Origin of the sequence: Streptomyces sp. NPDC056480 (genome assembly GCF_042795405.1) — a bacterium.
In the GTDB taxonomy this organism is placed as follows: Bacteria; Actinomycetota; Actinomycetes; order Streptomycetales; family Streptomycetaceae; genus Streptomyces.
The window spans coordinates 1-21,573 of the sequence record NZ_JBHTSA010000054.1 but is presented as its reverse complement, the minus strand read 5'-3'; the positions used below and the strand labels follow the sequence as shown (position 1 = coordinate 21,573).

Below are 21,573 nucleotides of genomic sequence, written 5' to 3'. Positions count from 1 at the left end.
GGTGACGACCGGTCAGACGACCTGGTGCAGCCAGCGGACGGGGGCTCCCTCGCCCGCGTACCGGAAGGGCTCCAGTTCGTCGTCCCAGGGCTTGCCGAGCAGCCGGGCGATCTCTGCCTCCAGCTGCGTCTCGCCCTGCGCGGAGCGCGCGAGGGCCGCCCGCAGCCGGTCCTCGGGGATCAGGATGTCCCCGTGCATGCCGGTGACGGCGTGGAAGATGCCCAGGTCGGGGGTGGCGCTGTAGCGCTCGCCCTCGGCGGTGGGACAGGGCTCCGCCGTGACCTCGAAGCGGAGCATCTGCCAGCCCCGCAGCGCGGAGGCGAGTTCGGAGGCGGTGCCGGTACGGCCCTGCCAGGAGAACTCGGCTCTCCAGGTGCCGGGGGAAGCCGGCTGACGGATCCAGTCGAGCTGGACCCTCGCACCGAGGACACCCGCGACCGCCCATTCGACGTGCGGGCACAGCGCGCGCGGTGCGGAGTGAACGTACAGGACTCCACGTGTCGTCACCGGGACCTCCAGTGTGGGACGAGGTTCGCCTTTCCCAGCGGCCTCAGTAAACAGCATCAGGAGCAAAAGGTCACAAACCCTTAAAAAGGGGACAGGATGTGACGTGATGTAATTTACCGGAGCCGGTCGGCAAAGGTGCCTCTGGTTCGACGGGGGAAAAGCTACCGTGCCGCACCGTCATCGGTGTGACGTACGGTCGGTCCGGGGGCGGGTGAACACGAAGCTTTCACCCGCCAGGACGCCGAAGGAGGGGCCGGGGATGCGCGGCCGACGCAGAATTCGTACCGCCGTCGCCACCGCGACGGCGGCGCTGCTGTGCGCGGGGGCGCTGTCCGGCTGCACCGCCGGGGAGCCCGGGGCGAAGACCCCGGAGGCGAGAGCGACCCCGGGGCCGGCACCGAAGACGGCACCGAAGGCCGCAACGGAACCGGCTCCGGAGCCGACCTCTCCGTGGAACGTCTCCCCCGCCTCCGTCGCCGCCGTCGGCGACTCCGTCACCCGCGCCTTCGACGCCTGCGCGGTCCTCGCGGACTGCCCCGAGTCGTCCTGGGCGACGGGCACGGACACCGCCGTGAACAGCCTCGCGCTGCGCCTGCTCGGCCCGGAGAAGGTCGCCACCCGCAGCTGGAACCTGGCGCGGACCGGGGCGCGCATGGCGGAGCTTCCGGAGCAGATGGCCGTGGCGGCCGCCGAACGGCCCGAGCTGGTCACGGTGATGATGGGCGCGAACGACGCCTGCCGGGCCACCCCGGACCTGATGACCCCGGTCGCCGACTTCCGGACGCACTTCGAGACGGCGCTCGCCCGGCTGCGGAAGGGAGCGCCGAAGGCGCAGGTGTACGTGGCGAGCGTGCCGTCCCTGATGCATCTGTGGTCCACGGGACGGGTCAGCCCGATGGGGCTCGAGGTGTGGAAGCTGGGGATCTGCGGCGCGATGCTGTCGGACGCGGAGGACCTGAGCGCCGCGGCGGAGCGGCGGCGCGCCGAGGTGCAGGACCGGGTGGTGGCGTACAACCGGGTGCTCTCGGAGGTGTGCGCGAAGGATGACCGGTGCCGGTACGACGGCGGGGCGGTCTTCGGATTCCGCTTCGACACCGGGCAGTTGAGCCCCTGGGACTTCTTCCACCCGAGCCGGGACGGGCAGGCACGGCTCGCGGAGCTGGCGTACCGGCGGATCACGGAGGAGTGAGGACCCCGGGACGGTTGTCAGGTGCCGCCCCGGGGCCGGTCGTGAGGACCCCCGCGGTCAGACCTCGACCGTGGTGGTCAGACGGGCGTCCGTGAGGGAGCGCGCCGCCAGGACCTCGTAGGTTCCGGCGACGAGGGTCCAGTCGTTCTTCTCCTCGTCCCAGATCTCGAAGGCGCGGCGGGGCAGCTCGATGGCGGTCTCGACGGTCTCGCCGGGGCCCGCCTCGACGTTCGCGAAGCCGGCCAGCCAGCGGGCGGGGCGCTCCACGGAGTCGTCCACGGGCGCCAGGTAGACCTGGACGACCTCGCGGCCGGCGCGGTCACCGGTGTTGGTGAGCCGGACGGTGACGCTGTCGGGGCCGGCCGTCAGGGCCTCGTACGACCAGGTCGTGTAGCCGAGGCCGTGGCCGAAGGCGTACGCGGGGACGGCACCGGCCTTGTCCCAGGCGCGGTAGCCGATGAACACGCCCTCGGAGTAGTCGAGTTCTCCCTCGGTGGGGGTGGTCTCGGTGACGGGGACGTCGGCGAGGGCGACGGGCCAGGTGGTGGGGAGGCGGCCGCCGGGCTCCTCGGCGCCGGTGAGGACGTCGGCGAGGGCGGCGCCGCCCTCCTGGCCGGGGAACCAGCTGAGCAGGACCGCGGCCACGTCCTCGCGCCAGGGCAGTTCGACCGGGGAGCCGGCGTTGACCACGACGACGGTGTTCGGGTTGGCGGCGGCGACGGCCCGTACGAGGTCGTCCTGGCGGCCGGGGAGGGCGAGGTCCTTGCGGTCGAAGCCCTCGGACTCGACGCGTTCGGTGGTGGCGACGACCACGACGGCGGTGTCGGCGGCGCGGGCCGCCTCGACGGCCTCGGCGATCAGTTCGTCGGGGTCACGGCGCGGACCGAGGTGGACGAAGGAGAACATGACCGCGGGCAGGGGGGCCGCGAACTCCTTGTCGAGGGTGTGGAGCAGGGACACCTCGACGGTCTCGCCCGCGGTGAGCGCGACCTTGGCGCGCTCGACCGGGGAGCCGAAGAAGGCCTCGAAGGGATCGGTCTCGGGGCCGATGGCCTGCACGCCCTCGTAGAGGGTCTCGCCGTCGACGGTGAGGGCGTAGGAGCCGAGGCCGCGGGTGCCGAAGGAGTGCTCGCCGGACTCGCGCGGGGTGAAGGTGCCGACGACCTCGATGGAGGCGAGGGCCTCGTGGGTGACGCCGGCCGGGAGGTCGTCGCCGATCCACTGGACCTGGCCGTTGGGCAGGGAGCCCTCGCCGAGCACGGCGCCGGAGGCGTCGCGGCAGCGGGCACGGAGGGTGAACCCCTGCTCGGCGGGGGTGAGTTCGTCGCTGGGGTCGGCGCCGACGGTGTAGGTGAGCGCACCCCCGTCGGGACCGGCCGCCAGGGCGGCGGTGAGGCCGGCCAGCGGGGAGACGATGTGCTCGGGGAAGACCTGGGCGGAGCCGCCGCCGAGGACGCGGGCGTCGCGGGCGGCGGCGCCGGAGAGGGCGACGGTCGTTCCGGCCGCGAGGGGCAGCGCGCCGTTCTCGTTGCGGACGAGGACGAAGCCGCGGCGGGCGATCTCCCGGGCGAGCGCGTCGCCGTCCAGGGCGGCCGGGGGTTCGGTGACGACCGGCGGGGCGCCTTCGAGGGCGCCGACGCGGGCGGCGAGCCGCAGGACGTTGCGTACGGCCGCGTCGACCGTGGACTCCTCGACCTCGCCGGAGCGGACGGCGGCGGCGAGCGCCTCGCCGTAGACGGTCTGCGGGCCGGGCATGGCGACGTCGAGGCCGCCTTCGATGTCGCCGGTGGTGGAGCGGGCGGCCATCCAGTCGGAGACGTTGTAGCCGTCGAAGCCCCACTCGCCGCGCAGGACCTCGTTCACGAGGTGGCGGTTCTCGGTCATGGTCACGCCGTTGACCCGGTTGTAGGCGGTCATGATGCCCCAGGGGTGGGCGTTCCTGACGATGGCCTCGAAGGGGGCGAGGTAGAGCTCGCGGAGGGGGCGCGGGGCGATCCGGTTGTCGACGGTGAAGCGGTCGGTCTCGGCGTCGTTGGCGACGAAGTGCTTGACGGTGGTGCCGACGCCGCCGTCCTGGACGCCCTGGACGTAGCCGGTGCCGACGGCGCCGGTGAGGAAGGGGTCCTCGCTGTAGGCCTCGAAGTGGCGGCCGCCGAGCGGGGTGCGGTGCAGGTTGACCGTGGGCGCGAGCAGGACGTGGACGCTCTTGCGGCGGGCCTCCTGGGCGAGGAGGCGGCCGGCGCGGCGGGCGAGGGCGGGGTCCCAGGCCGCGGCGAGCGCGGTCGGGGACGGCAGGGCGACGGACGGGTCGTCGGCGGTCCAGCGGACGCCGCGGACACCGATGGGGCCGTCGGACATGACCAGGGACTTCAGTCCGATCTCCGGCAGGGCGGGCAGGGACCACATGTCCTGGCCGGCGAGCAGCCGGGTCTTGGTGTCCAGGTCGAGCTTGGCGAGCGCCGCCTCGACGGCCTCTTCCCGTGCGGCGTCCGCCGCTGCCCGTGCCGTGTCCGCGCTGGTCTCCGTCATGGCCGTACCTCCTCGTTGACGTACCGATGACCCCGATGACGCCATCGTGCACCCACATACCTGTAGATCGGTAGGTGATGTTATCTTTTCGTTATCTTATGGACGGGGTACGGTCCTGTCGGTACGACGAGCGGAGAGGGGCCACGGCGATGGCGCGGGCCAGGAGCGAGGAGCGGCGGGCGGACATCCTGCGCGCGGCCCTCGAAGTGATCGCCGAGCGCGGCTACCGGGGCGCCACCCTCGGCTCGGTCGCCGAGCGCGTCGGGCTCACCCAGCAGGGGCTCCTGCACTACTTCCCGACGAAGGAGGCGCTGCTCGTCGCCGTTCTGGAGGAGCGCGACCGCTGGGACACGAGCGGCGGCCGGGACCGCGAGGGCTGGCGGCTCGACCTGCTCGAATCGCTCGTCGAGTACAACGCGATGCGGCCCGGCATCGTGCAGACCTTCTCCGCGCTGCTCGGCGAGAGCGTGACGGATGAGCACCCGGCGCGGAGGTTCTTCACCGAGCGGTACGCACTGGTGCGGGCGAACATGGCGCAGGTGCTGCGCCTGGAGTTCGGCGACCGGCTGCCCAGCGGACTGAGCCCGGAGCGCGCGGCGCCGCTGCTGACGGCGGTGATGGACGGACTGCAGTACCAGTGGCTCCTGGACCCGGCTGCGGTGGACATGCCGGCCGCCTTCCGCGACTTCCTGCACCTGCTGCACGGAGGCGAGGACAGGAACCCGCCGGAGATCGGCTAGCGGGCGAGGGCCGCCCGGTCCCGCGGCGAAGCGTCCTCCGTGGCCGGTCCCGGGGGTTCCCGCGCGACGGGCGGGCGGGATGATGGGGGGCATGATCGTCGCAGCCACCCAGTTCGCCCCGGTCGCCGGGGACATCGCCGCCAACGTGCGGACCGTCGCCGACATGGTCCGGGCCGCCGGGGCCGAGGGCGCCCGTGTGGTCGTCTTCGCCGAGCTCTGCCTCAGCGGCTACGAGCCGGCCCTGATCCGGGACACCCCCGACCTGGTCCTCACCGAGGACGACCCCCGCCTCGAACCCGTACGGGAGGCCTGCCGCGCCGTCTCGGCGGCGGCCGTCGTCAACGGGCCGGTGCGGACGGCGGACGGCCGGCCCGCGGTCACGACGCTGGTCATCGGCCCGGAGGGCGAGCTCCTCACCCGGTACGACAAGCAGCACCTGTACGGGATCGAGCAGGAGGTCTTCGCGCCGGGCACGACCGACGGGCGGTTCACGCTCGACGGGGTCCGCTTCGCCACGGCCACCTGCTACGACAACCGCTTCCCCGAGCTGGCCGAGCGCGCCGCAGCCGACACGTGCGCGGTGTACCTGGCGAGTTCGGTGCTCTCCGCGGACAACGACTCGTTCGAGACGGTGTATCCGGTACGGGCCCGGGACTTCGGCCTCCACGTGGTGCTCGGCAATGTCCTCGGGGCCAACGAGGACGGCGTGGGCGGCGGCGCGGCCGGGGCCTGGAGCCCGGACGGCGAGCGGATCGCCGACGCGGGCCCGGACAAGCCGGGGTTCGTGCTCGCCGATCTCGGCTGACCCGCGGAGCCGGCTCGGCGGCGGAAGGAGCCGGCCGGCTGCGGGCGGCCGGCTGCGGGCGGCCGGCTGCGGGCGGCCGGCTGCGGGCGGCCGGCTGTGGGCGGCCGGCTGTGGGCGGCCGGCTCACGGGAAGGAGCCGGGCGGCCGTGGGACATACGGCCGCCCGGCTGCGGACCGCCGTCACGGAACCCCCTGGTCCGCGACGGCGCCCCGCCCCCCGTTACGGGGCGCTCAGGCCCAGCGTGTACGCGCCGGAGCCGCTGTACGCGTGGACGATGTACCGGTAGTAGCCCGCGGTGCCGTAGTAGCTGGTGTCCTCGTCGGCCGTCGCGGTGCCGCCGACGGCGACGTCCACCCAGCCCGCGCCGTTCCACTTCTGCAGGTAGAGGTCGTAGTCCTTGCCAGCCGGACCGCGCAGGCAGCCCACGTGGGTGCCGGAGGTCGCCGAGTAGTAGTACGAGCCGTCGGGCTGGACCGCGGTCTGGCCGGAGGTCAGGCTGCCCTGGTAGGTGTGCTCGGAGTTCGCGCAGCCGGTGGGCGGGGTCGTGGTGCCGACCGACAGCTGGTAGGTGACGGTGTGGGTGGCGGAGCCCGTACCGGTGACGGTGATCGGGTAGGTGCCGTTGGCCGTGCCCGCCGCGACCTGGACGGTCATCGTCGACGCGTTGCCGGAGGTCACCGACGCCGGGCTGAAGGAGACCGTGACACCGCTCGGGGCGCCGCTCGCGGAGAGCTGGACGGTCTGCGCGCTGCCGCCGGTGGTGCTGGTGTTCACCGTGGAGGTGACGGAGGCACCGGCCTGGACCGAGCCCGAGGACGGGTTCAGGGCGAGCGAGAAGTCCGGGGTGGTGGTGCCGCCGCAGTCGGTCTCACCGGACTGGGCGGGGACGCCGATCGCGTTCCAGGCCGCCTTCACGGCGTTGCACTCGACGCTGCCGTAGGTGTTCTTGGCGCTGGTCAGGGTCGCCCTGCGGGCGGCCAGGTGGTTCCAGGAGGAGGTCTTCATGAGCAGGGCGCCCATGAAGATCTTGCCGGCCTTCTGGATGCCGATGCCGGTCACCGAGGACGGACCGCCGGAACATATGGGGCTGTTGGGCTTGCCGCCGCCCGGGTTGGAGCCCTCGGCGAGCAGGTAGAACCAGTGGTTCTGGGGTCCGGCCGCCGCGTGCACCTCCGTGCCCGAGGTCAACTGCGGGTAGCAGTTGGGGTCGTTGCCGACGAGCGAGGGGTTGTACATGTTCCGGATCGGCTTGCCGTCGCCGAAGAAGTTGACCTTCTCGCCGACCGTGTAGTCCGGGGTGTCGTTCGGGTTGTTGGCGTAGTGCTCGGTGAGCGCGCCGAAGATGTCGCCGGTGGACTCGTTGAGCCCGCCGTTCTCGTTGGAGGAGCCGGCGCTGCCCGGCGTCCGGTCGAAGATCTCGTGGCCGTACTCGTGCGCCACGACGTCGATGCCGGTGAGCTGGTTCGAGCCGGTCTGGGCCCGCCCGTAGGTGGTCTTCGTGCCGTCGTAGTACGCGTTGACCTCGGAGAGCCCGGCGCGGGCCGGGACCATGCCGCCCTGGCCGTTCTGGCCGTTGTAGCCGAACCACTCCTTGAGCATGGAGTGTTCCTTCTGCGCCGCGTACATGATGTCGACGCAGGCGGTCACCAGGTCGTTGGCGCCGTTGTTGCCCCAGGGCGAGGAGCCCGTGTACGCGCTGCCGTTCTGCCCGCCGCACTTGAAGCCGCCGCGGCTGGTGTCGGTCATGGAGCTCGCGGCGGTGTCGATGGTGACGTTGCCGTTGTGGTAGCCGCGGCCGTCGGCGTGCAGGATCTTGTCGGTGGCCCGGGCGACGGAGCCGGTACGGGCGTCCACGTAGGTGTCGAGGGAGCTCGGGGCGTCCTGCGCGGTCCGGCCGACGACCAGCGTGTGCCAGGTCAGCACGGCCTTGCCGCCCTTGAGGAGCACGGTCAGCTCGGGGGCGCTCGCGCTCTCCACCGCGGCCAGCTGGCCGCGGGCGGTGGCGAGGGCCGCGGCGGCGGTCACCTTCGCCCGGGTGGAGACCTTGATGGCGGGCGCGGGGGCGCCGGTGACCTCGCGGACCTTGCCCGAGCTGTCGGAGACGACGACCGCGTCACCGCCGACAACCGGGAGGCCGCGGTAGGTGCGCTCGTACGACGCGTAGTACAGGCCGTTCGTCCAGGGGGTGACGGACGTCCGGACGAGGTCCTCGTCGGCGCCGTGCCGGAGTTCGTCGAGGCCGCTGGCCGCGGCGCCGTCGGCGGCGGCGAGCGCGAGGGACTTGCCGTGGCCCGGGGGTACGGGCTGCGCCTGCGGGGCCGCGCCGGCGGTGGCGGTGGCGGTGCCGGCGAGGGCGGTCGCGAGGCTCGCCGAGAGCGCCAGGGCGGCCACGGCCGCCGTGATTCTGCTGGGGTGCAACGTCTGCTCCGATCGGGGTGGGATCGTGGTGGGGGAGACGGATCGTCGCGCCGAGTATGGGCGTGGACATGACTGGTTCGGGACATCTCATCCGGCATAAGACGCGGGTTATGGTGCGGCCGGGCGGTGCTGCGTACGCTGCTGAAATGCAGCTGGAGTTGAGGCATCTCGAGGCCGTCTGCCGGATAGCGGAAGCGGGCAGTCTGGGACGCGCGGCCGGGCGGCTCGGGGTCTCCCAGCCGGCGCTCTCCGCGCAGCTCCGGCGCATCGAGCGGGTCGCGGGCGGGGAGCTCTTCCTGCGCGGCCGCAACGGCGTGGAGCCCACTCCGCTCGGCGAGTTCGTCCTCTCCAAGGCGCGGCTCGTGCTCGGCGAGATGGACGCGCTCGCCGCCGGGGCGCGGGCCGTCGCCCCCGGCACCCCGCTGCGGCTCGGCTGCATCCTGCTCGTCCTGGTCGACGGACTGCTCGGGCAGCTGGAGCGGGTGATGGCAGGTCAGGACATCTCGGTGACCGTGGAGCACTCGGCCACCACCCTGACCCGGCAGCTCGGCGCGGGCCGGTACGACGCCGTGCTGTACGGGGAGGTCAACGAGCACGAGGTCGCCCTGCCCGAGGGCACCACGGCCAGGACCCTGGTTCCCAGGGAGCCGTTCTGCGTGCGCCTCTCGGCCGCGCACCCGCTGGCCGGGAAGGAGCGGATCGCGCTGGCCGAGCTGGCCGGCGAGTCCTGGATGACGCTGGTGGAGGACGACGACGGCGGCCCCGAGGCGCTGGTCGCCGCCTGCGCGAAGGCCGGGTTCACGCCCTCGCTGCGGCACCGGGTCGCCGACCGGAAGATGCACTACGACCTGATCGCCTCGGGCCGGGCGATCTCCATGAGCCAGCCGACCGCCCCGCACGCGGAGGGCACGGTCCTGCGCCCCCTGGAGGGCGACCCGGTCCTGGGCCGGATCCGGCTGGCCTGGAACAGGGCGGCGGTCCCCGCCCGGCAGGCGGAGCTGCTGTACCGGGCGGCGGTCCACGCCTATCTGGCGAACGTCGGCAACAACGCCTTCTACCGGGAGTGGTGGGACGCCCGGCCGGAACTGCACCCGGTCCTCGACGTCTGAGACGACGCCGGGGACCGGGTGCGCCCGCCTAGTCGTACGAGAGATCTCCGGCGGCGTAGCGGCACGTCGTGCCGTCCGGTCCTGTGCCGGTCTCCTCGGGCTCCTTGCCGGTGTTGTTGCCGGTGAAGCGGGTGCACGGCTTGATCTTCTTCCTGGTGTCGCCGTGGATCCGGACGTTCCGCAGGGACGCGGTGTCGCCGTAGTTGGCGTTGACCCCGACGATCGACTTGCCGGGCGTGGTGATGTCGACGTCGCTGACCAGGATCGTCCGCGTGTACTGCTTCCTGCAGTTGCCGCAGGACCGGACGAGCTTGCCGAAGCCGGAGGCCTGGAACCTGGTCACGACCAGCTTGCCCGCGCCGTTGAACTGGAAGACCTTGTCGGACGCGCTCCTCGCGCCGCCGCCGTACACCGTGTACACCGAGGACGCCGAGGTGCCCTTGAAGGTGGCGGCGTCCTCGCCGACGTTCTCCCACCAGACGTTCCGCAGGGTGCAGCTGCCGAGGCAGTGGACCCCGTCGGCGGCCGGAGAGCCGATGATCACGTTCTTCAGGACCGCGCCGTCCGCGAGGACGAAGAGCGGCTGCTGGCTCTCGTCCTGGCCGTCCGAGCCGAGCTCACCGGTGCCGTGGAAGCGCTGGAGCCTGCCGTCGTAGGTGCCGGAGACCTCGATGGACGCGGGGACCGGCTTGCCGCCCTTGGCCTGCGGCCAGGCGGGCGGGGCGCTCGCGGCGCCCGCCGGGGCGAGCAGGGTGGTGGTGACGATCGCGGCCCCGGTGACCCCGAGGGCGCTCAGACCGCCGATGACCGCCCGCCGGCGGCCCGTCTTCCGCTGGTGTGACGCTGACGTCATGATGCTTCTTCCTTCAGTGGGGGAGGTGGTGCACCCCCTGGTCGCCACCGGAGGAAGGAAGGTTGCCGCCCGGGTGATCGTTGTCCCGGGAGTTCTCGTCCCGGTCGTCGCCGCCGGTCTCGCCGCCCAGCTCGCGGGCCATCAGGGTGGCCCCGGCCACGGCTCCCGGCATCAGGAAGACGGCGACGAAGGGCACGATGAAGGCGAGGGTCAGCGGGACGCCGAAGCCGAGCACGGCCATCCGGCGCCCGCGGAGCAGCTGGAGCCGCTCCTTGAGCTCGACGCCCCGGCGCTGGAACGCGACGGACGTCAGCTCCTCGGCGAGGAAGAAGCCGGAGACGCAGAAGCCGATGACGGGGACGACGGTCTGGCCGATCACCGGGATGAAGCCGCAGGCGAAGAGCAGGACGCCGTAGAACGCGACCCGCAGCAGGACCCGCAGGCTGTCACGGGCCGAGATCCACAGCTCGCGCCAGAGCGGAAGCCCGGACTCGGGCACCTCGCCGCCCTCGCTGCGGTCGACCTCCTCGGAGAGCGACTCGTAGAACGGCTGGCCGACGAGCAGGGTCACCGCGGTGAAGGTGATGACCGCGAGGAAGAGGCCGAAGGCGACGACGAGAGCGGTCAGGGTGCCGCGGAATATCCCGAGCCAGGGAGAGGTCCAGTCGTCGGCGAAGGGGGTCACCCAGGCGGCCAGGTCGTCGGCGCCGTAACCGAGACCGACGAGGGCGCCCGCGTAGAGGACGAGGGTCACGAGTCCGGGCAGCAGCCCGAAACCGAACCACCGCCCGTGTGTGCCCACCCACTTCTGGCCCTTTACCAGGTAACCGAAACCCACCCCGAGATCGCGCATGAGGATCACCTTATCGGGGCCCTCGCGGCGGCCCGCACGCAGCGAGGACCGCACCCCGACGGCGGTCGGGGGGCGGTCCTCGGGCAGCGGTCGATCAGTGGCCGGTCAGGTCGTCGATCACGTCGTCCATCAAGGGGTGGATCGAGTCGTGGATCGAGCCGTGGATCGAGCCGTGGATCGAGCCGTCGGCCGGTGGGCTCAGACGGCGAGCTCGACCGTGATGTTGCCCCGGGTCGCCTTGGAGTACGGGCAGACCTGGTGCGCCTTCTCGATCAGGCCCTTCGCCGTCTCGGCGTCCACGTTCGGGATGGACGCCGAGATCTTGACGATGATGCCGAAGCCGTCGTCGTTCTTGCCGATGCCGACCTCGGCGGTGACCGTCGAGCCGGAGATGTCGGCCTTCTCGTTGCGGGCGACGACACCGAGCGCGCCCTGGAAGCAGGCGCTGTAGCCCGCCGCGAAGAGCTGCTCGGGGTTGGTGCCCTCGCCGGAGCCGCCCATGGTCTTGGGCGGGTTCACGACGAAGTCGAGCTTGCCGTCGTCGGTGGCGACACGGCCGTCACGCCCGCCCTCGGCGGTGGCGACGGCGGTGTAGAGGACGTCGGAGTGCTGGATCGGCATGCGAGGTACTTCCTTCATGGGTTCGCCGCGACTCGCGCCCACGATCGCGGCGGCTGAGGGAAGACTAACCGGTCACCGAGACGATCATCTTTCCGGTGTTGTCACCGCGGAGCAGTCCGAGGAAGGCGTCCACGCCGTTCTCGATGCCCTCGACGAAGGTCTCGCGGTGCTTGAGCTCGCCGGCCGCGAGCCAGCCGCCGACCTCCTGGACGAACTGCTGCTGGAGGCCGTAGTGGTCGCCGACGAGGACGCCCTGGAGGCGCAGCCGCTTGCCGATGATCATCGCCATGTTGCGCGGGCCCGGGACCGGCTCGGTGTCGTTGTACTGGGCGATCATGCCGCAGATGGTGGCGCGGCCGTGCACGTTGAGCGAGGAGATCGCGGCTTCGAGGTGGTCGCCGCCGACGTTGTCGAAGTAGACGTCGATGCCGTCCGGGGCGGCTTCGCGGAGCTGGTCCTTGACCGGGCCGTTCTTGTAGTTGAAGGCGGCGTCGAAGCCGAGCTCCTCGACGAGGAACTTGACCTTCTCGTCGGAGCCGGCCGAGCCGATCACGCGGGAGGCGCCCTTGAGGCGGGCCATCTGGCCGACCTGGCTGCCGACGGCACCGGCGGCGCCGGAGACGAAGACCGCGTCGCCCTCCTTGAAGGAGGCCACGTCGAAGAGGCCGGCGTAGGCGGTGAGGCCGGTCATGCCGAGGACACCGAGGTAGGCGGAGAGGGGGGCGAGCGCCGGGTCGACCTTGGTGGCGTGCTGGGCCGGGACGTCGGCGTACTCGCGCCAGCCGAGGCCGTGCAGGACGTGGTCGCCGACGGAGAAGCCCTCGGCGTTCGAGGCGATGACCTCGCCGACCGCGCCGCCGTCCATGGGGTGGTCGAGCTTGAACGGCGGGATGTACGACTTCACGTCGTTCATCCGGCCGCGCATATACGGGTCGACCGAGAAGTGCAGGTTCCTGACCAGGATCCGGCCCTCGGCGGGCTCGGTGACGGGGGCCTCACGGAGCGCGAAGTCCGCGGGGGTCGGCCAGCCGTGCGGACGGGCGACGAGGTGCCACTCACGGCTGGACGCGGGAAGAACGGACATGAGCACGGCCTCCAGAGAACGTACGAAAAGCTTCAGATCACAAAAGGTTCACTACCTGAAACAACCATGCACCTAGATATTTTATGTTGTCAAGTATCTGGGTAGGATGGAGGGCATGGCCACCCCACGCACGGACCCCGTGACCCTCGAAGTCGTCGAACTGATCGGCACGGTCGTCGCGCGCTACTACGAGGAGTACGAGCAGGCCGCCGCGCAGCACGCGCTGACCGGCGCACAGGCCCGTGTCCTCGGCCTGCTCTCCCTGGATCCGCTGCCGATGCGCCGGATCGCCCAGAAGCTGAAGTGCGAGCCGTCCAACATCACCGGGATCGTGGACCGTCTGGAGGCCCGCGGCCTGGTGGAGCGCCGGCCCGACCCGGCGGACCGCCGCGTCAAACTGGCCGTCCCCACGGAGGAGGGCCGCGCGACGGCCCACCGGCTGCGCGAGTCCCTGGACTTCGCGCGCGAGCCGCTCGGCGAACTGACGGAGACCGAGCGGACGCTGCTGCGGGACCTGCTGAAGCGGATGCTGGGCGTCCAGCCGGACGTCCAGTAACACCGGGGGAACCCGTGCCGCTCAGGCGGGGACGGACTCCCGGTCCGAGCCGTCGAAGGGCGGATAGTTCTCGGCCCCCGTGCGCTCGGCCGCGTCGATGTAGACGGCGAGCGCGTCGCGTGACCTGGCCAGCCGCTCCATCTGGTCCTCGATCCGCCCCATCCGCGACCGCATGGCGGCCAGCAGCTCGGGGCAGCCGGCCAGCTCCGGGACCTCGCCGACCGCGCACGGCAGCAGGTACGCGATGTCCTCCGAGGACAGCCCCGCGCCGAGCAGATGCCGGATCTGCCTCACCCGCAGCACGGCACTCTCGTCGTACTCCCGGTAGCCGTTGGAGCCCCGGTCGGCCTCCAGGAGGCCCTGAGCCTCGTAGTAACGCAGCTGATGGGTGTGGACACCCGTCCGACGGCCCAACTCCCCGATCCGCACAGCAACCTCGCCCTCGTCCGCTCACGCGCCCGCTTGACCTTCACACCGGTATCAAGGTTCACGATGCTGCCATGACCGACAGAACAGCCGCACCCGTGAACGCATCCGCCACCGCACCCGTGACCGTCATCGGACTCGGACTGATGGGCCGGGCCCTCGCCGGCGCCTTCCTCAGGGCCGGACATCCCACCACCGTGTGGAACCGCACGAGTTCCAAGGCCGCCGCGCTGGTGGCCCAGGGCGCACACCTGGCGCCCTCGATCGGCGCCGCGCTCGACGCGAGCCCTCTGACGATCGTCTGCCTCACCGACTACGACGCCGTGCACGAGCTGCTCGCCCCGGACGACGTGAAGCTCGACGGCACGACCCTGGTCAACCTCACCTCGGGCGACTCGGCGCAGGCCCGCGAAACCGCCCGCTGGGCGGAGCGGCGCGGCGCCCGCTACCTGGACGGCGCCGTCATGGCCGTCCCGCCGGTGATCGGCACCGCCGATGCGGTCATCCTGCACAGCGGCCCGAAGGCGGACTTCGACGCCCACGGCCCCACCCTCGAAGCGCTCGGCACCGTCACCCACCTCGGCGAGGACCACGGACTCGCGTCCCTGTACGACGTGGCGGGCCTGGCCATGATGTGGAGCGTCCTGAACGCCTGGCTCCAGGGCACGGCCATGCTGAGGAAGGCGGGCGTCGACGCGGCCACGTACGCGCCGTTCGCCCGGCAGATCGCCGCAGGAGTCGCCGACTGGCTCCCGGGGTACGCCGAGCAGATCGACGCCGGCTCCTTCCCGGCCGAGGTGTCGGCCCTGGAGACCGACGCGCGGGCGATGGAGCACCTGATCGGGGAGAGCGAGGCGCTGGGTGTCAACGCCGAACTCCCGAAGCTGTTCAAGGCCATGGCCGACCGCGCGATCGCGGCGGGCCACGGCGGCGAGCAGTACCCGGTCCTGATCGAGGAGTTCGGCAGGCCCGAGGCCGACTGACGCCGGCTCACACCGGCCGAAGGGCCTCCACCGGGCCGCCGCGGCTCAGACGCACCACCAGAGGAACGGGGTGCACGTCTTGGTCGGGCTCGGGGTCGGAGTCGGGGTGGGGGTGGGCGTGGCGGTCGTGGCCGTGCTCGACGGGGTCGGACCGGTGGCCGTGGGCGTGCCGGCCGGAGGCGTCTGGGGCTTCGTGGCCGACGGGGTCGCGGTGGGGGTCGCGGGCCGGGTCACCGGGTCGGTGGGCGTCGACGAGTGCTGCGGGACTCCCCCGTCCCCGCTCCCCGTGCCGGAGCCCGTGCCCGTACCCGAACCCGTGCCGGAGCCCGTACCCGGTCCTGTGCCCGGCCCGGATCCCGAACCCGTGCCCGGGCCCGTGCTCGTGTCCGCGCTCACCTGGCGGGGGCGGGTCGGTGCGGACGTGACCGGCGACGGGGCGCCGCCGTCCGGGGCGGCCGTGGTCCCGACGGGTTCGGGGGCAAGCGGGGACTCGGTGACGTCGAGTTCCTCCACCGCCGTGGCGGCGCCCGCCTGATCCGGCTCCTCCATGGCGAGCCGGGCCATGCTCAGCGAGGCGGCCGCGAGCACCAGGCCGAGGGTTCCCACCAGGACCGTACGGCCCCGGCGGCTCCGCCCGCGACGGCCGCCCTTGCGCGCGGCGGCGCGGCCCCGGTCGGCGGACCGGCCCTGTTCGGCACCGCGCGCGGCGCGGCGGCCGGCGGGGGCCGGGCGGGGCGGTTCGAGGACGTCGAGTTCGTAGACGTGGTCGGGCGTCGGCGCGTACGCGCGCCCGGGACCGGTCTCATGCCCGGTGCCGGTCTCGTGCCCGGTGCCGGTCTCATGCCCGGTGCCGGTCTCATGCCCGGTGCTGGTCTCGTGCCCGGGACCGTACTCAGGTCCGGCGCCGTACTCGGGCCCGGCGCCGTACGTGTGCCCGGCGCCGTACCCGGGCCCGGTGCCGTACCCGGGCCCGGCGGGCCGTGCCGGCTGGGCCGGCGGGAACGTCTGGACGGGCTCGGCCGGCCGGCCGGGTATGTGGGGGGTCTCGTACCGCAGTTCCTCGACGGGAGTCCCGCACCCGGCACAGGCGAGGGCCCCGTTGAGATGCCGCCGGCACGCGTGGCAGTAGTCCATGGGGCCCGCAGGCTATGCGGCCGGGCACGGCCACAGGTAGGCGCGGAAGTGAGGATTCTGTGAGGAAACCGCAGGTCGTCGGCGGTGCGTCGTGATTCTCCCGCTTCGGTACGTCCTGCCGGGCCCGCCCGAGCGGGCCCCGGGCGGCGCAGCCCAACGCGCGCCGAGCCCCGAACGGCCGGACGATTCCAGGAGGAACGCGTAACGCGAACCCACCTCGCCCGTGCCAGCACCGCACTCCGGAGGATCCGCCGTGACCGTCAGCCTTGAGCAGCTGCGTCGTTGCCATGTCGCCGTCGACCTGGGTGCCGCCCGCACCCGGGTCTTCGTCAAGGGCGCCGGACTCGTCGTCGACGAGCCGAGCGTCGCCGCCGTCAACACCCGCACCGGAGCGCTGATCGCCGTCGGCGCGCTGGCCGAGAAGATGACCGGCCGCACCCCCGACTACATCCGGGTCGTCCGCCCCGTCTCGGGCGGCACGGTCGTCGACATCGAGATGGCGCAGCGCATGCTCCGTCACCTCCTCGGCGAGAAGCTGCGCCGTCAGCTCCGCCGCAAGCCCCGGCTGCGCGCCGCCGCCTGCACCCCGCACGACAGCGACCCGCTCGCCCAGCGCGCCGCCGTCGAGACCCTCGTCGGTCTCGGGGCCCGTCGCGTCGAGCTGGTCGACACGCTGATCGCGGCGGCCGTCGGCTGCGGACTGCCGGTCGAGCAGCCGACCGCCACCATGATCCTGGTGTGCGGGGCGGCGACCACGCAGGTCGCGGTGCTCTCGCTCGGCTCGATCGTCACGGCGGAACGGATGCCGGTGGGCGGCGACGCCATCGACCACGCCGTCATCCAGCACCTGCGCCACCACCACGAGCTGATGCTGCCGAGCCAGTCGGTCCGCCCGCTCCAACTCGCCCTCAGCGGGAACGGCCTGACGCCCCACGGTCCGGCCTGGACCGAGATCCACGGCCGGGACGTCGCCACGGGCCTGGCCCGCTCGGTGACCGTCGACACCGCCGCCGTGCGGGAGGCCATCCACACCCCGCTGACGGCGGTCCTCGACGGCATCGGGAAGGTGCTGCGGGACTGCCCGCCGGATCTGGTGGCCGACCTCGCGGACCGCGGGATCATGATGGTCGGCGGCAGCGCCCTGCTGCCGGGTCTGGACCAGATGCTGCGCGAGGCGACCGGCATGCCGGTGCACATCGCCGAACGGCCCGACGTCTGCGCGGTGCTGGGCCTCGGCGCGATGCTGGAGGGCAAGGTCCAGCCGATGGTCCTCGACCCCCTGTCGGAGCGGAACCCGCTGGCCGACGAGGACTGAGGACCGGCCGGACACAATCCCGCGAAACCGAACGATTCGTACGACAATGAGACCATGACGATCATGGACGAGGAGAGGGACGGGGACACGGACGAGGACGCGCCCCGCCTGCCCATGCTGCTCGAAGCGGTCCTCAGCGTCGGCACGGACCTCGAACTCCGCGCCACCCTCCAGCACATCGTGGACTCAGCCGCCGAGCTCATCGGGGCCCGCTACGGCGCGCTCGGGGTCGTCGACCCCGAGCGCCGCCGCGTCACCGAGCTCTTCACCGCCGGCATGACGGACGAGGAGCGGCGGCTCGTCGGGGGTCTCCCCGACGGTCACACCGGGCTCCTCGGCGTCCTCGTCCAGGACCAGCGACCGCTGCGGATCGACGATCTGACGGCCGACCCGCGCTCCTCCGGCGTGCCTGAGGGGCACCCGGAGATGCGCTCCTTCCTCGGCGTCCCCATCAGGGTCCACACCGAGGTCTTCGGCAATCTGTACCTCACGGAGAAGCGCGACGGCGGATTCACCGAGGAGGACCTCTCCCTGCTCCGGGTCCTCGCCTCGCAGGCCGGCATCGCCATCGGCAACGCCCGGCTGTACGAGACCGCCCGGCAGCGCGAGCGCTGGATCGAGGGCGCGGCGGCGGTGACCACGGCCCTGCTGACCGGCGCGTCCGCCGAGAACGCGCTGACGACCGTCGCCGAGCAGGCCCGCATCCTCGCCGGCGCCTCGGCCGGAGTCGTCCTCCAGCCCACCGTCGAGGGCGGGATGGAGATCGTCGCCGCCTCGACGACGGACGACCCGGGCGATCTGGTGGGGACGGCGATCGCGCCCGGCTCCCCCGTGCTCGTCCAGCTCCTCGGCGGGGAGCCCGTGTTCGTCGAGGACTCGGCGACGGACCCCCGCATGACCACCCCCGTCCGGTCCCGATTCGGACCGTCGATGATGCTGCCGCTGCAGAGCGGCGGGAAGCTCATCGGCACGCTCGCCCTCCCCCGGCGGCGCGGCGACCGGCCGTACTCGGCCGTCGACCGGCTCCTCGCCTCGCAGTTCGCCTCGCAGGCGGCGCTCGCGCTCGTCCTCGCCGACGCCCGTCACGACAGGGAGCGGCTCGCGGTGTACGAGGACCGGGACCGGATCGCCCGCGATCTGCACGATCTGGTCGTCCAGCGTCTGTTCGCCACCGAGATGATGCTGGAGTCCACCCGGCGGCGGGCGGTCGACTCCTCCGAGGACAACGCGCTGCTCGGGCGGGCGGTGGACGAGCTGGACTCCACGATCCAGGAGGTCCGTACGACCATCTTCGCCCTCCAGCAGCCCCCGGCGGACGCTCCGACGTCCTTCCGGGGGAAGGTGCTGCGGGAGACCGGCGGGGCGGCGGTCCTGCTCGGCTTCCAGCCGTCCGTGCACTTCGCCGGAGCCGTCGACACCCTCATCGACGAGGAGACGGCCGGCCGGCTCCTGGCCGCCCTGCGCGGGGCGCTCGCGGCGGCGCACCGGCGGTCGGGGGTCGGCGCGCTGACCGTGGAGGTGTCGGTCGGGGACGAGGGGGCCCGGCTGCGGGTCACGGACGACGGCACGCCGCCGACGGCGGTGACCTGGCCGTAGGTCCTGCCCGTTCGGGGACACTCGTACGGAGCAGTCCCGCGCGCCGCCCACCCCTCCCCGATCTTGACTGGAGGCGTGGACACCGAGACCAAGCTCCCGAACGCGGCGGCCTACCGCAACCTGGTGACGGCCACCGTCGGCTTCACGCTCACCTTCTGGGCGTGGGACCTGATCGCGCCCCTCGCCAGCTGGTACGGCGACCGGCTCGGGCTCAGCTCCTTCGAGCAGTCGCTGCTCGTCGCGGTCCCGGTCCTCGTCGGCTCGCTCGGCCGCATCCCGGCCGGCGCGCTGACCGACCGGTACGGCGCGAAGCTGATGTTCCCGCTGGTCTCGGCACTGACGATCATCCCCGTCCTGCTGCTCATCGTGGTCAAGGACAACTACGGCCTGCTGCTGGTCGTCGCGTTCCTCCTCGGCCTCGGCGGCACGACGTTCGCGATCGGCATCCCGCTGGTCAACTCCTGGTTCCCGCCCGAGAAGCGCGGTCTGGCGCTCGGCGTGTTCGGCATGGGCATGGGCGGTGTGGCGCTCTCCGGCTACTTCACGCCGCGGATCGCGAAGCACGGCGAGAACCTGCCGTTCATCGTGGTGGCGATCGCGCTCGCGGCGTACGCGGTGCTCGCGACGTTCCTCATCACCGACCGGCCCGACCGGCCCGTGCCCACCGCCTCGCTGGCGACCCGGCTCGGCGCGGCGGGGCGGCTGCGGGTGACGTGGGAGCTGTCGGCGCTGTACGCGATCGGCTTCGGCGGCATCGTGGCGTTCGGCGTCTATCTGCCGACGTATCTGAAGACCTGGTACGAGCTCGACCCGACGGACGCGGGGACCAAGGCGGCCGGATTCGCGCTGGTGACGGTCGTCTTCCGGCCGATCGGCGGCTGGCTCTCGGACCGGATCCATCCGGCGCTCGTCACGGCCGCCGCGCTCGGCGTGGTGGCGCTCCTCGCGATCGTCCAGGCCTTCGACCCGCCGTTGAACCCGGGCGGCACGACCGCCCTGCTGATCATGGCGGCGGGTCTGGGCACGGCGAGCGGTTCGGTGTTCGCGCTGGTCTCACAGGTGACCCCGCAGGCGAAGGTCGGCAGCGTGACGGGGATCGTCGGTGCGATGGGCGGGCTGGGCGGGTTCCTGCCGCCGCTGGTGATGGGCGCGATCTACAGCGCGAAGGGCTCGTACTCGATCGGCTTCATGCTGCTGTCGGACCTGGCGCTGGCGGGATGCGTGTACGCGTGGGGCCGCATGCGCGGCATCCGCCCGGAGGGCGAGGACCCGGCGCCGGAGGCGACGAAGGTCACGGCGGGCCGCCCCTGACGGACGGCAGAATGCCTCCCGGAACCCTCGATCTCGACATCGACCCGAGGAGTACGACCGGTGAGTGCGCTCTTCCCGGCCCTTGCGGCCCCTTCCGACCGGCCCGCGCTGCGCTGCGGCCCTGTCACCCTGACGTACGAGGAACTGACGCGGGCCGCCGGGGCCCTGGCCGCCCGGATCGGGGGGACCGGACGGGTCGCCGTCTGGGCCACGCCGACCGCGCACACGGCCGTCGCGGTCGTCGCGGCCCTGCTCGCCGGGGTGCCCGCCGTGCCGCTCAATCCGCGGACGGGCGAGCGCGAGCTGGCGCACATACTCGACGACAGCAAGCCCACGGCCGTGCTCGCCGGCGCCGAGGACGTGCTGCCCGCCGGCCTCGCCGGGCTGCCCCGGATCGTCGTCGACCTGGCGGTGAGCGGTCCGCCGGTCGCGGAGACGGCCGACGCCGAGTCCCCCGCCCTGATCGTCTACACCTCGGGCACCACCGGCCCGCCGAAGGGCGTCCTGCTGTCCCGGCGGGCGGTCGCCGCCTCGCTCGACGCGCTCGCCGAGGCCTGGTCGTGGACGGCCGACGACGTCCTCGTGCACGCACTGCCGCTGTTCCATGTGCACGGGCTGATCCTCGGGATCCTGGGGCCGCTGCGCCGGGGCGGCGAGGTCCGGCACCTGGGCGCGTTCTCGGTGGAGGGCGTGACGCGGGAGCTGGGCGGCGGCGGCACGATGCTGTTCGGCGTACCGACCATGTACCACCGGCTCGCGGACGCGCTCACCGAGGACACGGGGCTGGTCCGGGCACTGGCCGGGGCCCGGCTCCTCGTCTCCGGGTCGGCGGCGCTCCCGGTGCACGACCACGAGCGGATCGCGGCGGCGACGGGCCGGACGGTCGTGGAGCGGTACGGGATGACGGAGACGCTCATGAACACCAGCGTCCGGCCGGGCGGCGAACCGCGTCCCGGGACCGTCGGCCCGCCGCTCTCGGGCGTGGACCTGCGGCTCGTCGAGGAGGACGGCTCCGTCCTCGCGGAGCTCGACGGGGAGACGGTCGGCGAGGTGCAGGTGCGCGGCCCGAACCTGTTCTCCGGCTACCTCAACCGGCCCGACGCGACGGCCGCGGCCTTCGACGGCGACTGGTTCCGCACCGGCGACGTGGCGGTGCGGGAGGCGGACGGCGCGGTGCGGCTCGTCGGCCGCAGGGCGACCGACCTGATCAAGAGCGGCGGCTACAAGATCGGGGCGGGCGAGATCGAGAACGCGCTCCTCGACCACCCCGGGGTGCGCGAGGCGGCCGTCACCGGCGAACCCGACCCGGACCTGGGCGAGCGGATCGTGGCCTGGGTGGTGCCGGAGGACGAGGAGAAGCCCCCGACGGCGGAGGAGCTGGCCGACCACGTCGCGAGCCTGCTCGCCCCGCACAAGCGGCCCCGGGTGGTGCGCCTTCTCGACGCCCTCCCCCGCAACGACATGGGCAAGGTCCTCAAGAAGGCCTTGCGCGCCGGCGGCTGAGCGGACGGAGCCGGGCCCCCTCCCGCGGTGAGCGGGAGGG

General features: G+C 72.8%; 19 protein-coding genes. 10 read left to right on the top strand and 9 right to left on the bottom strand.

Going from position 1 to position 21,573, the window contains the following annotated elements; genetic code table 11:
• Nucleotides 1-12: 12 nt before the first annotated feature.
• Nucleotides 13-507, bottom strand: coding sequence for a DUF3145 domain-containing protein (locus ACFQ79_RS23165; RefSeq protein WP_073807023.1), 495 nt, complete (start codon nucleotides 505-507; stop codon nucleotides 13-15).
• Between the two features lie 259 nt (nucleotides 508-766).
• Between ACFQ79_RS23165 and ACFQ79_RS23160 the strand changes: the two genes are divergently transcribed.
• The gene (locus tag ACFQ79_RS23160) at nucleotides 767-1,696 is read left to right on the top strand and encodes an SGNH/GDSL hydrolase family protein (RefSeq protein WP_383586422.1); all 930 of its coding nucleotides are present in this window, start codon (nucleotides 767-769) and stop codon (nucleotides 1,694-1,696) included.
• Nucleotides 1,697-1,753: 57 nt separating this feature from the next.
• On the opposite strand, the gene ACFQ79_RS23155 is transcribed toward ACFQ79_RS23160, so the two are convergent.
• Nucleotides 1,754-4,225 (bottom strand): beta-glucosidase, encoded by a 2,472-nt coding sequence (locus ACFQ79_RS23155; protein ID WP_383586420.1) that lies wholly within the window; start codon nucleotides 4,223-4,225, stop codon nucleotides 1,754-1,756.
• A gap of 149 nt (nucleotides 4,226-4,374) precedes the next feature.
• On the opposite strand from ACFQ79_RS23155, the gene ACFQ79_RS23150 reads away from it, so the two are divergent.
• Both ACFQ79_RS23150 and ACFQ79_RS23145 read left to right on the top strand, forming a co-directional pair.
• Nucleotides 4,375-4,965: a TetR/AcrR family transcriptional regulator gene (locus ACFQ79_RS23150; protein WP_383586418.1), complete on the top strand. Its 591-nt coding sequence runs from the start codon at nucleotides 4,375-4,377 to the stop codon at nucleotides 4,963-4,965.
• A gap of 91 nt (nucleotides 4,966-5,056) precedes the next feature.
• Complete coding sequence (locus tag ACFQ79_RS23145; RefSeq protein WP_383586416.1) at nucleotides 5,057-5,770, top strand: carbon-nitrogen hydrolase family protein; 714 nt, start codon at nucleotides 5,057-5,059, stop codon at nucleotides 5,768-5,770.
• Between the two features lie 220 nt (nucleotides 5,771-5,990).
• Here the strand turns inward: ACFQ79_RS23145 and ACFQ79_RS23140 are convergent, their stop codons facing one another.
• Nucleotides 5,991-8,189, bottom strand: coding sequence for a M4 family metallopeptidase (locus ACFQ79_RS23140; RefSeq protein ID WP_383586414.1), 2,199 nt, complete (start codon nucleotides 8,187-8,189; stop codon nucleotides 5,991-5,993).
• Nucleotides 8,190-8,335: 146 nt separating this feature from the next.
• Here ACFQ79_RS23140 and ACFQ79_RS23135 point away from each other — a divergent pair, with 146 nt between their 5' ends.
• On the top strand, nucleotides 8,336-9,298 hold the full coding sequence (locus ACFQ79_RS23135) for a LysR family transcriptional regulator (RefSeq protein ID WP_383586412.1): 963 nt from the start codon (nucleotides 8,336-8,338) through the stop codon (nucleotides 9,296-9,298).
• A 28-nt stretch (nucleotides 9,299-9,326) separates the two neighbouring features.
• Here the strand turns inward: ACFQ79_RS23135 and ACFQ79_RS23130 are convergent, their stop codons facing one another.
• The 4 genes from ACFQ79_RS23130 to ACFQ79_RS23115 form a co-directional block, all read right to left on the bottom strand.
• On the bottom strand, nucleotides 9,327-10,151 hold the full coding sequence (locus ACFQ79_RS23130) for a pectate lyase (protein WP_383586410.1): 825 nt from the start codon (nucleotides 10,149-10,151) through the stop codon (nucleotides 9,327-9,329).
• Between the two features lie 13 nt (nucleotides 10,152-10,164).
• On the bottom strand, nucleotides 10,165-11,004 hold the full coding sequence (locus ACFQ79_RS23125) for an EI24 domain-containing protein (protein ID WP_383586408.1): 840 nt from the start codon (nucleotides 11,002-11,004) through the stop codon (nucleotides 10,165-10,167).
• Nucleotides 11,005-11,202: 198 nt separating this feature from the next.
• A complete protein-coding gene (locus tag ACFQ79_RS23120) occupies nucleotides 11,203-11,625 on the bottom strand; it encodes an organic hydroperoxide resistance protein (protein ID WP_383586406.1) in 423 nt (140 codons plus the stop codon).
• Between the two features lie 64 nt (nucleotides 11,626-11,689).
• A complete protein-coding gene (locus tag ACFQ79_RS23115) occupies nucleotides 11,690-12,709 on the bottom strand; it encodes an NADP-dependent oxidoreductase (RefSeq protein WP_383586404.1) in 1,020 nt (339 codons plus the stop codon).
• 115 nt (nucleotides 12,710-12,824) lie between these two features.
• On the opposite strand from ACFQ79_RS23115, the gene ACFQ79_RS23110 reads away from it, so the two are divergent.
• A complete protein-coding gene (locus tag ACFQ79_RS23110) occupies nucleotides 12,825-13,265 on the top strand; it encodes a MarR family winged helix-turn-helix transcriptional regulator (RefSeq protein ID WP_383586402.1) in 441 nt (146 codons plus the stop codon).
• Nucleotides 13,266-13,286: 21 nt separating this feature from the next.
• Here ACFQ79_RS23110 and ACFQ79_RS23105 read toward each other — a convergent pair whose 3' ends face one another.
• Nucleotides 13,287-13,694, bottom strand: a complete 408-nt coding sequence (locus ACFQ79_RS23105; RefSeq protein WP_383586400.1) for a MerR family transcriptional regulator — start codon at nucleotides 13,692-13,694, stop codon at nucleotides 13,287-13,289.
• A gap of 71 nt (nucleotides 13,695-13,765) precedes the next feature.
• Here ACFQ79_RS23105 and ACFQ79_RS23100 point away from each other — a divergent pair, with 71 nt between their 5' ends.
• Entirely contained in the window at nucleotides 13,766-14,674 is a 909-nt protein-coding gene (locus ACFQ79_RS23100; protein WP_383586399.1) for an NAD(P)-dependent oxidoreductase, read from the top strand.
• Between the two features lie 45 nt (nucleotides 14,675-14,719).
• Here the strand turns inward: ACFQ79_RS23100 and ACFQ79_RS23095 are convergent, their stop codons facing one another.
• Nucleotides 14,720-15,808, bottom strand: a complete 1,089-nt coding sequence (locus ACFQ79_RS23095) for a hypothetical protein (protein WP_383586397.1) — start codon at nucleotides 15,806-15,808, stop codon at nucleotides 14,720-14,722.
• Nucleotides 15,809-16,061: 253 nt separating this feature from the next.
• Here ACFQ79_RS23095 and ACFQ79_RS23090 point away from each other — a divergent pair, with 253 nt between their 5' ends.
• The 4 genes from ACFQ79_RS23090 to ACFQ79_RS23075 all read left to right on the top strand — a co-directional run bounded on the left by ACFQ79_RS23090 (nucleotide 16,062) and on the right by ACFQ79_RS23075 (nucleotide 21,533).
• A complete protein-coding gene (locus tag ACFQ79_RS23090; protein ID WP_073917763.1) occupies nucleotides 16,062-17,123 on the top strand; it encodes a rod shape-determining protein in 1,062 nt (353 codons plus the stop codon).
• A gap of 54 nt (nucleotides 17,124-17,177) precedes the next feature.
• Nucleotides 17,178-18,719 carry a GAF domain-containing protein gene (locus ACFQ79_RS23085; RefSeq protein ID WP_383586395.1) on the top strand — a complete coding sequence of 514 codons (1,542 nt, stop codon included), beginning with the start codon at nucleotides 17,178-17,180 and terminating at the stop codon, nucleotides 18,717-18,719.
• Nucleotides 18,720-18,794: 75 nt separating this feature from the next.
• The gene (locus ACFQ79_RS23080) at nucleotides 18,795-20,030 is read left to right on the top strand and encodes a nitrate/nitrite transporter (protein WP_383586393.1); all 1,236 of its coding nucleotides are present in this window, start codon (nucleotides 18,795-18,797) and stop codon (nucleotides 20,028-20,030) included.
• Nucleotides 20,031-20,090: 60 nt separating this feature from the next.
• Complete coding sequence (locus ACFQ79_RS23075; RefSeq protein ID WP_383586391.1) at nucleotides 20,091-21,533, top strand: acyl-CoA synthetase; 1,443 nt, start codon at nucleotides 20,091-20,093, stop codon at nucleotides 21,531-21,533.
• Nucleotides 21,534-21,573: the final 40 nt, after the last annotated feature.

What these genes read in the sequence shown, in the direction of transcription:
- ACFQ79_RS23160 (WP_383586422.1), top strand. Translation starts at nt 767, where the DNA reads ATGCGCGGCCGACGCAGAATTCGTACCGCCGTCGCCACCGCGACGGCG.
- ACFQ79_RS23155 (WP_383586420.1), bottom strand. Translation starts at nt 4,225, where the DNA reads ATGACGGAGACCAGCGCGGACACGGCACGGGCAGCGGCGGACGCCGCA.
- ACFQ79_RS23150 (WP_383586418.1), top strand. Translation starts at nt 4,375, where the DNA reads ATGGCGCGGGCCAGGAGCGAGGAGCGGCGGGCGGACATCCTGCGCGCG.
- ACFQ79_RS23145 (WP_383586416.1), top strand. Translation starts at nt 5,057, where the DNA reads ATGATCGTCGCAGCCACCCAGTTCGCCCCGGTCGCCGGGGACATCGCC.
- ACFQ79_RS23135 (WP_383586412.1), top strand. Translation starts at nt 8,336, where the DNA reads ATGCAGCTGGAGTTGAGGCATCTCGAGGCCGTCTGCCGGATAGCGGAA.
- ACFQ79_RS23130 (WP_383586410.1), bottom strand. Translation starts at nt 10,151, where the DNA reads ATGACGTCAGCGTCACACCAGCGGAAGACGGGCCGCCGGCGGGCGGTC.
- ACFQ79_RS23125 (WP_383586408.1), bottom strand. Translation starts at nt 11,004, where the DNA reads ATGCGCGATCTCGGGGTGGGTTTCGGTTACCTGGTAAAGGGCCAGAAG.
- ACFQ79_RS23120 (WP_383586406.1), bottom strand. Translation starts at nt 11,625, where the DNA reads ATGCCGATCCAGCACTCCGACGTCCTCTACACCGCCGTCGCCACCGCC.
- ACFQ79_RS23115 (WP_383586404.1), bottom strand. Translation starts at nt 12,709, where the DNA reads ATGTCCGTTCTTCCCGCGTCCAGCCGTGAGTGGCACCTCGTCGCCCGT.
- ACFQ79_RS23110 (WP_383586402.1), top strand. Translation starts at nt 12,825, where the DNA reads ATGGCCACCCCACGCACGGACCCCGTGACCCTCGAAGTCGTCGAACTG.
- ACFQ79_RS23100 (WP_383586399.1), top strand. Translation starts at nt 13,766, where the DNA reads ATGACCGACAGAACAGCCGCACCCGTGAACGCATCCGCCACCGCACCC.
- ACFQ79_RS23095 (WP_383586397.1), bottom strand. Translation starts at nt 15,808, where the DNA reads ATGGACTACTGCCACGCGTGCCGGCGGCATCTCAACGGGGCCCTCGCC.
- ACFQ79_RS23085 (WP_383586395.1), top strand. Translation starts at nt 17,178, where the DNA reads ATGACGATCATGGACGAGGAGAGGGACGGGGACACGGACGAGGACGCG.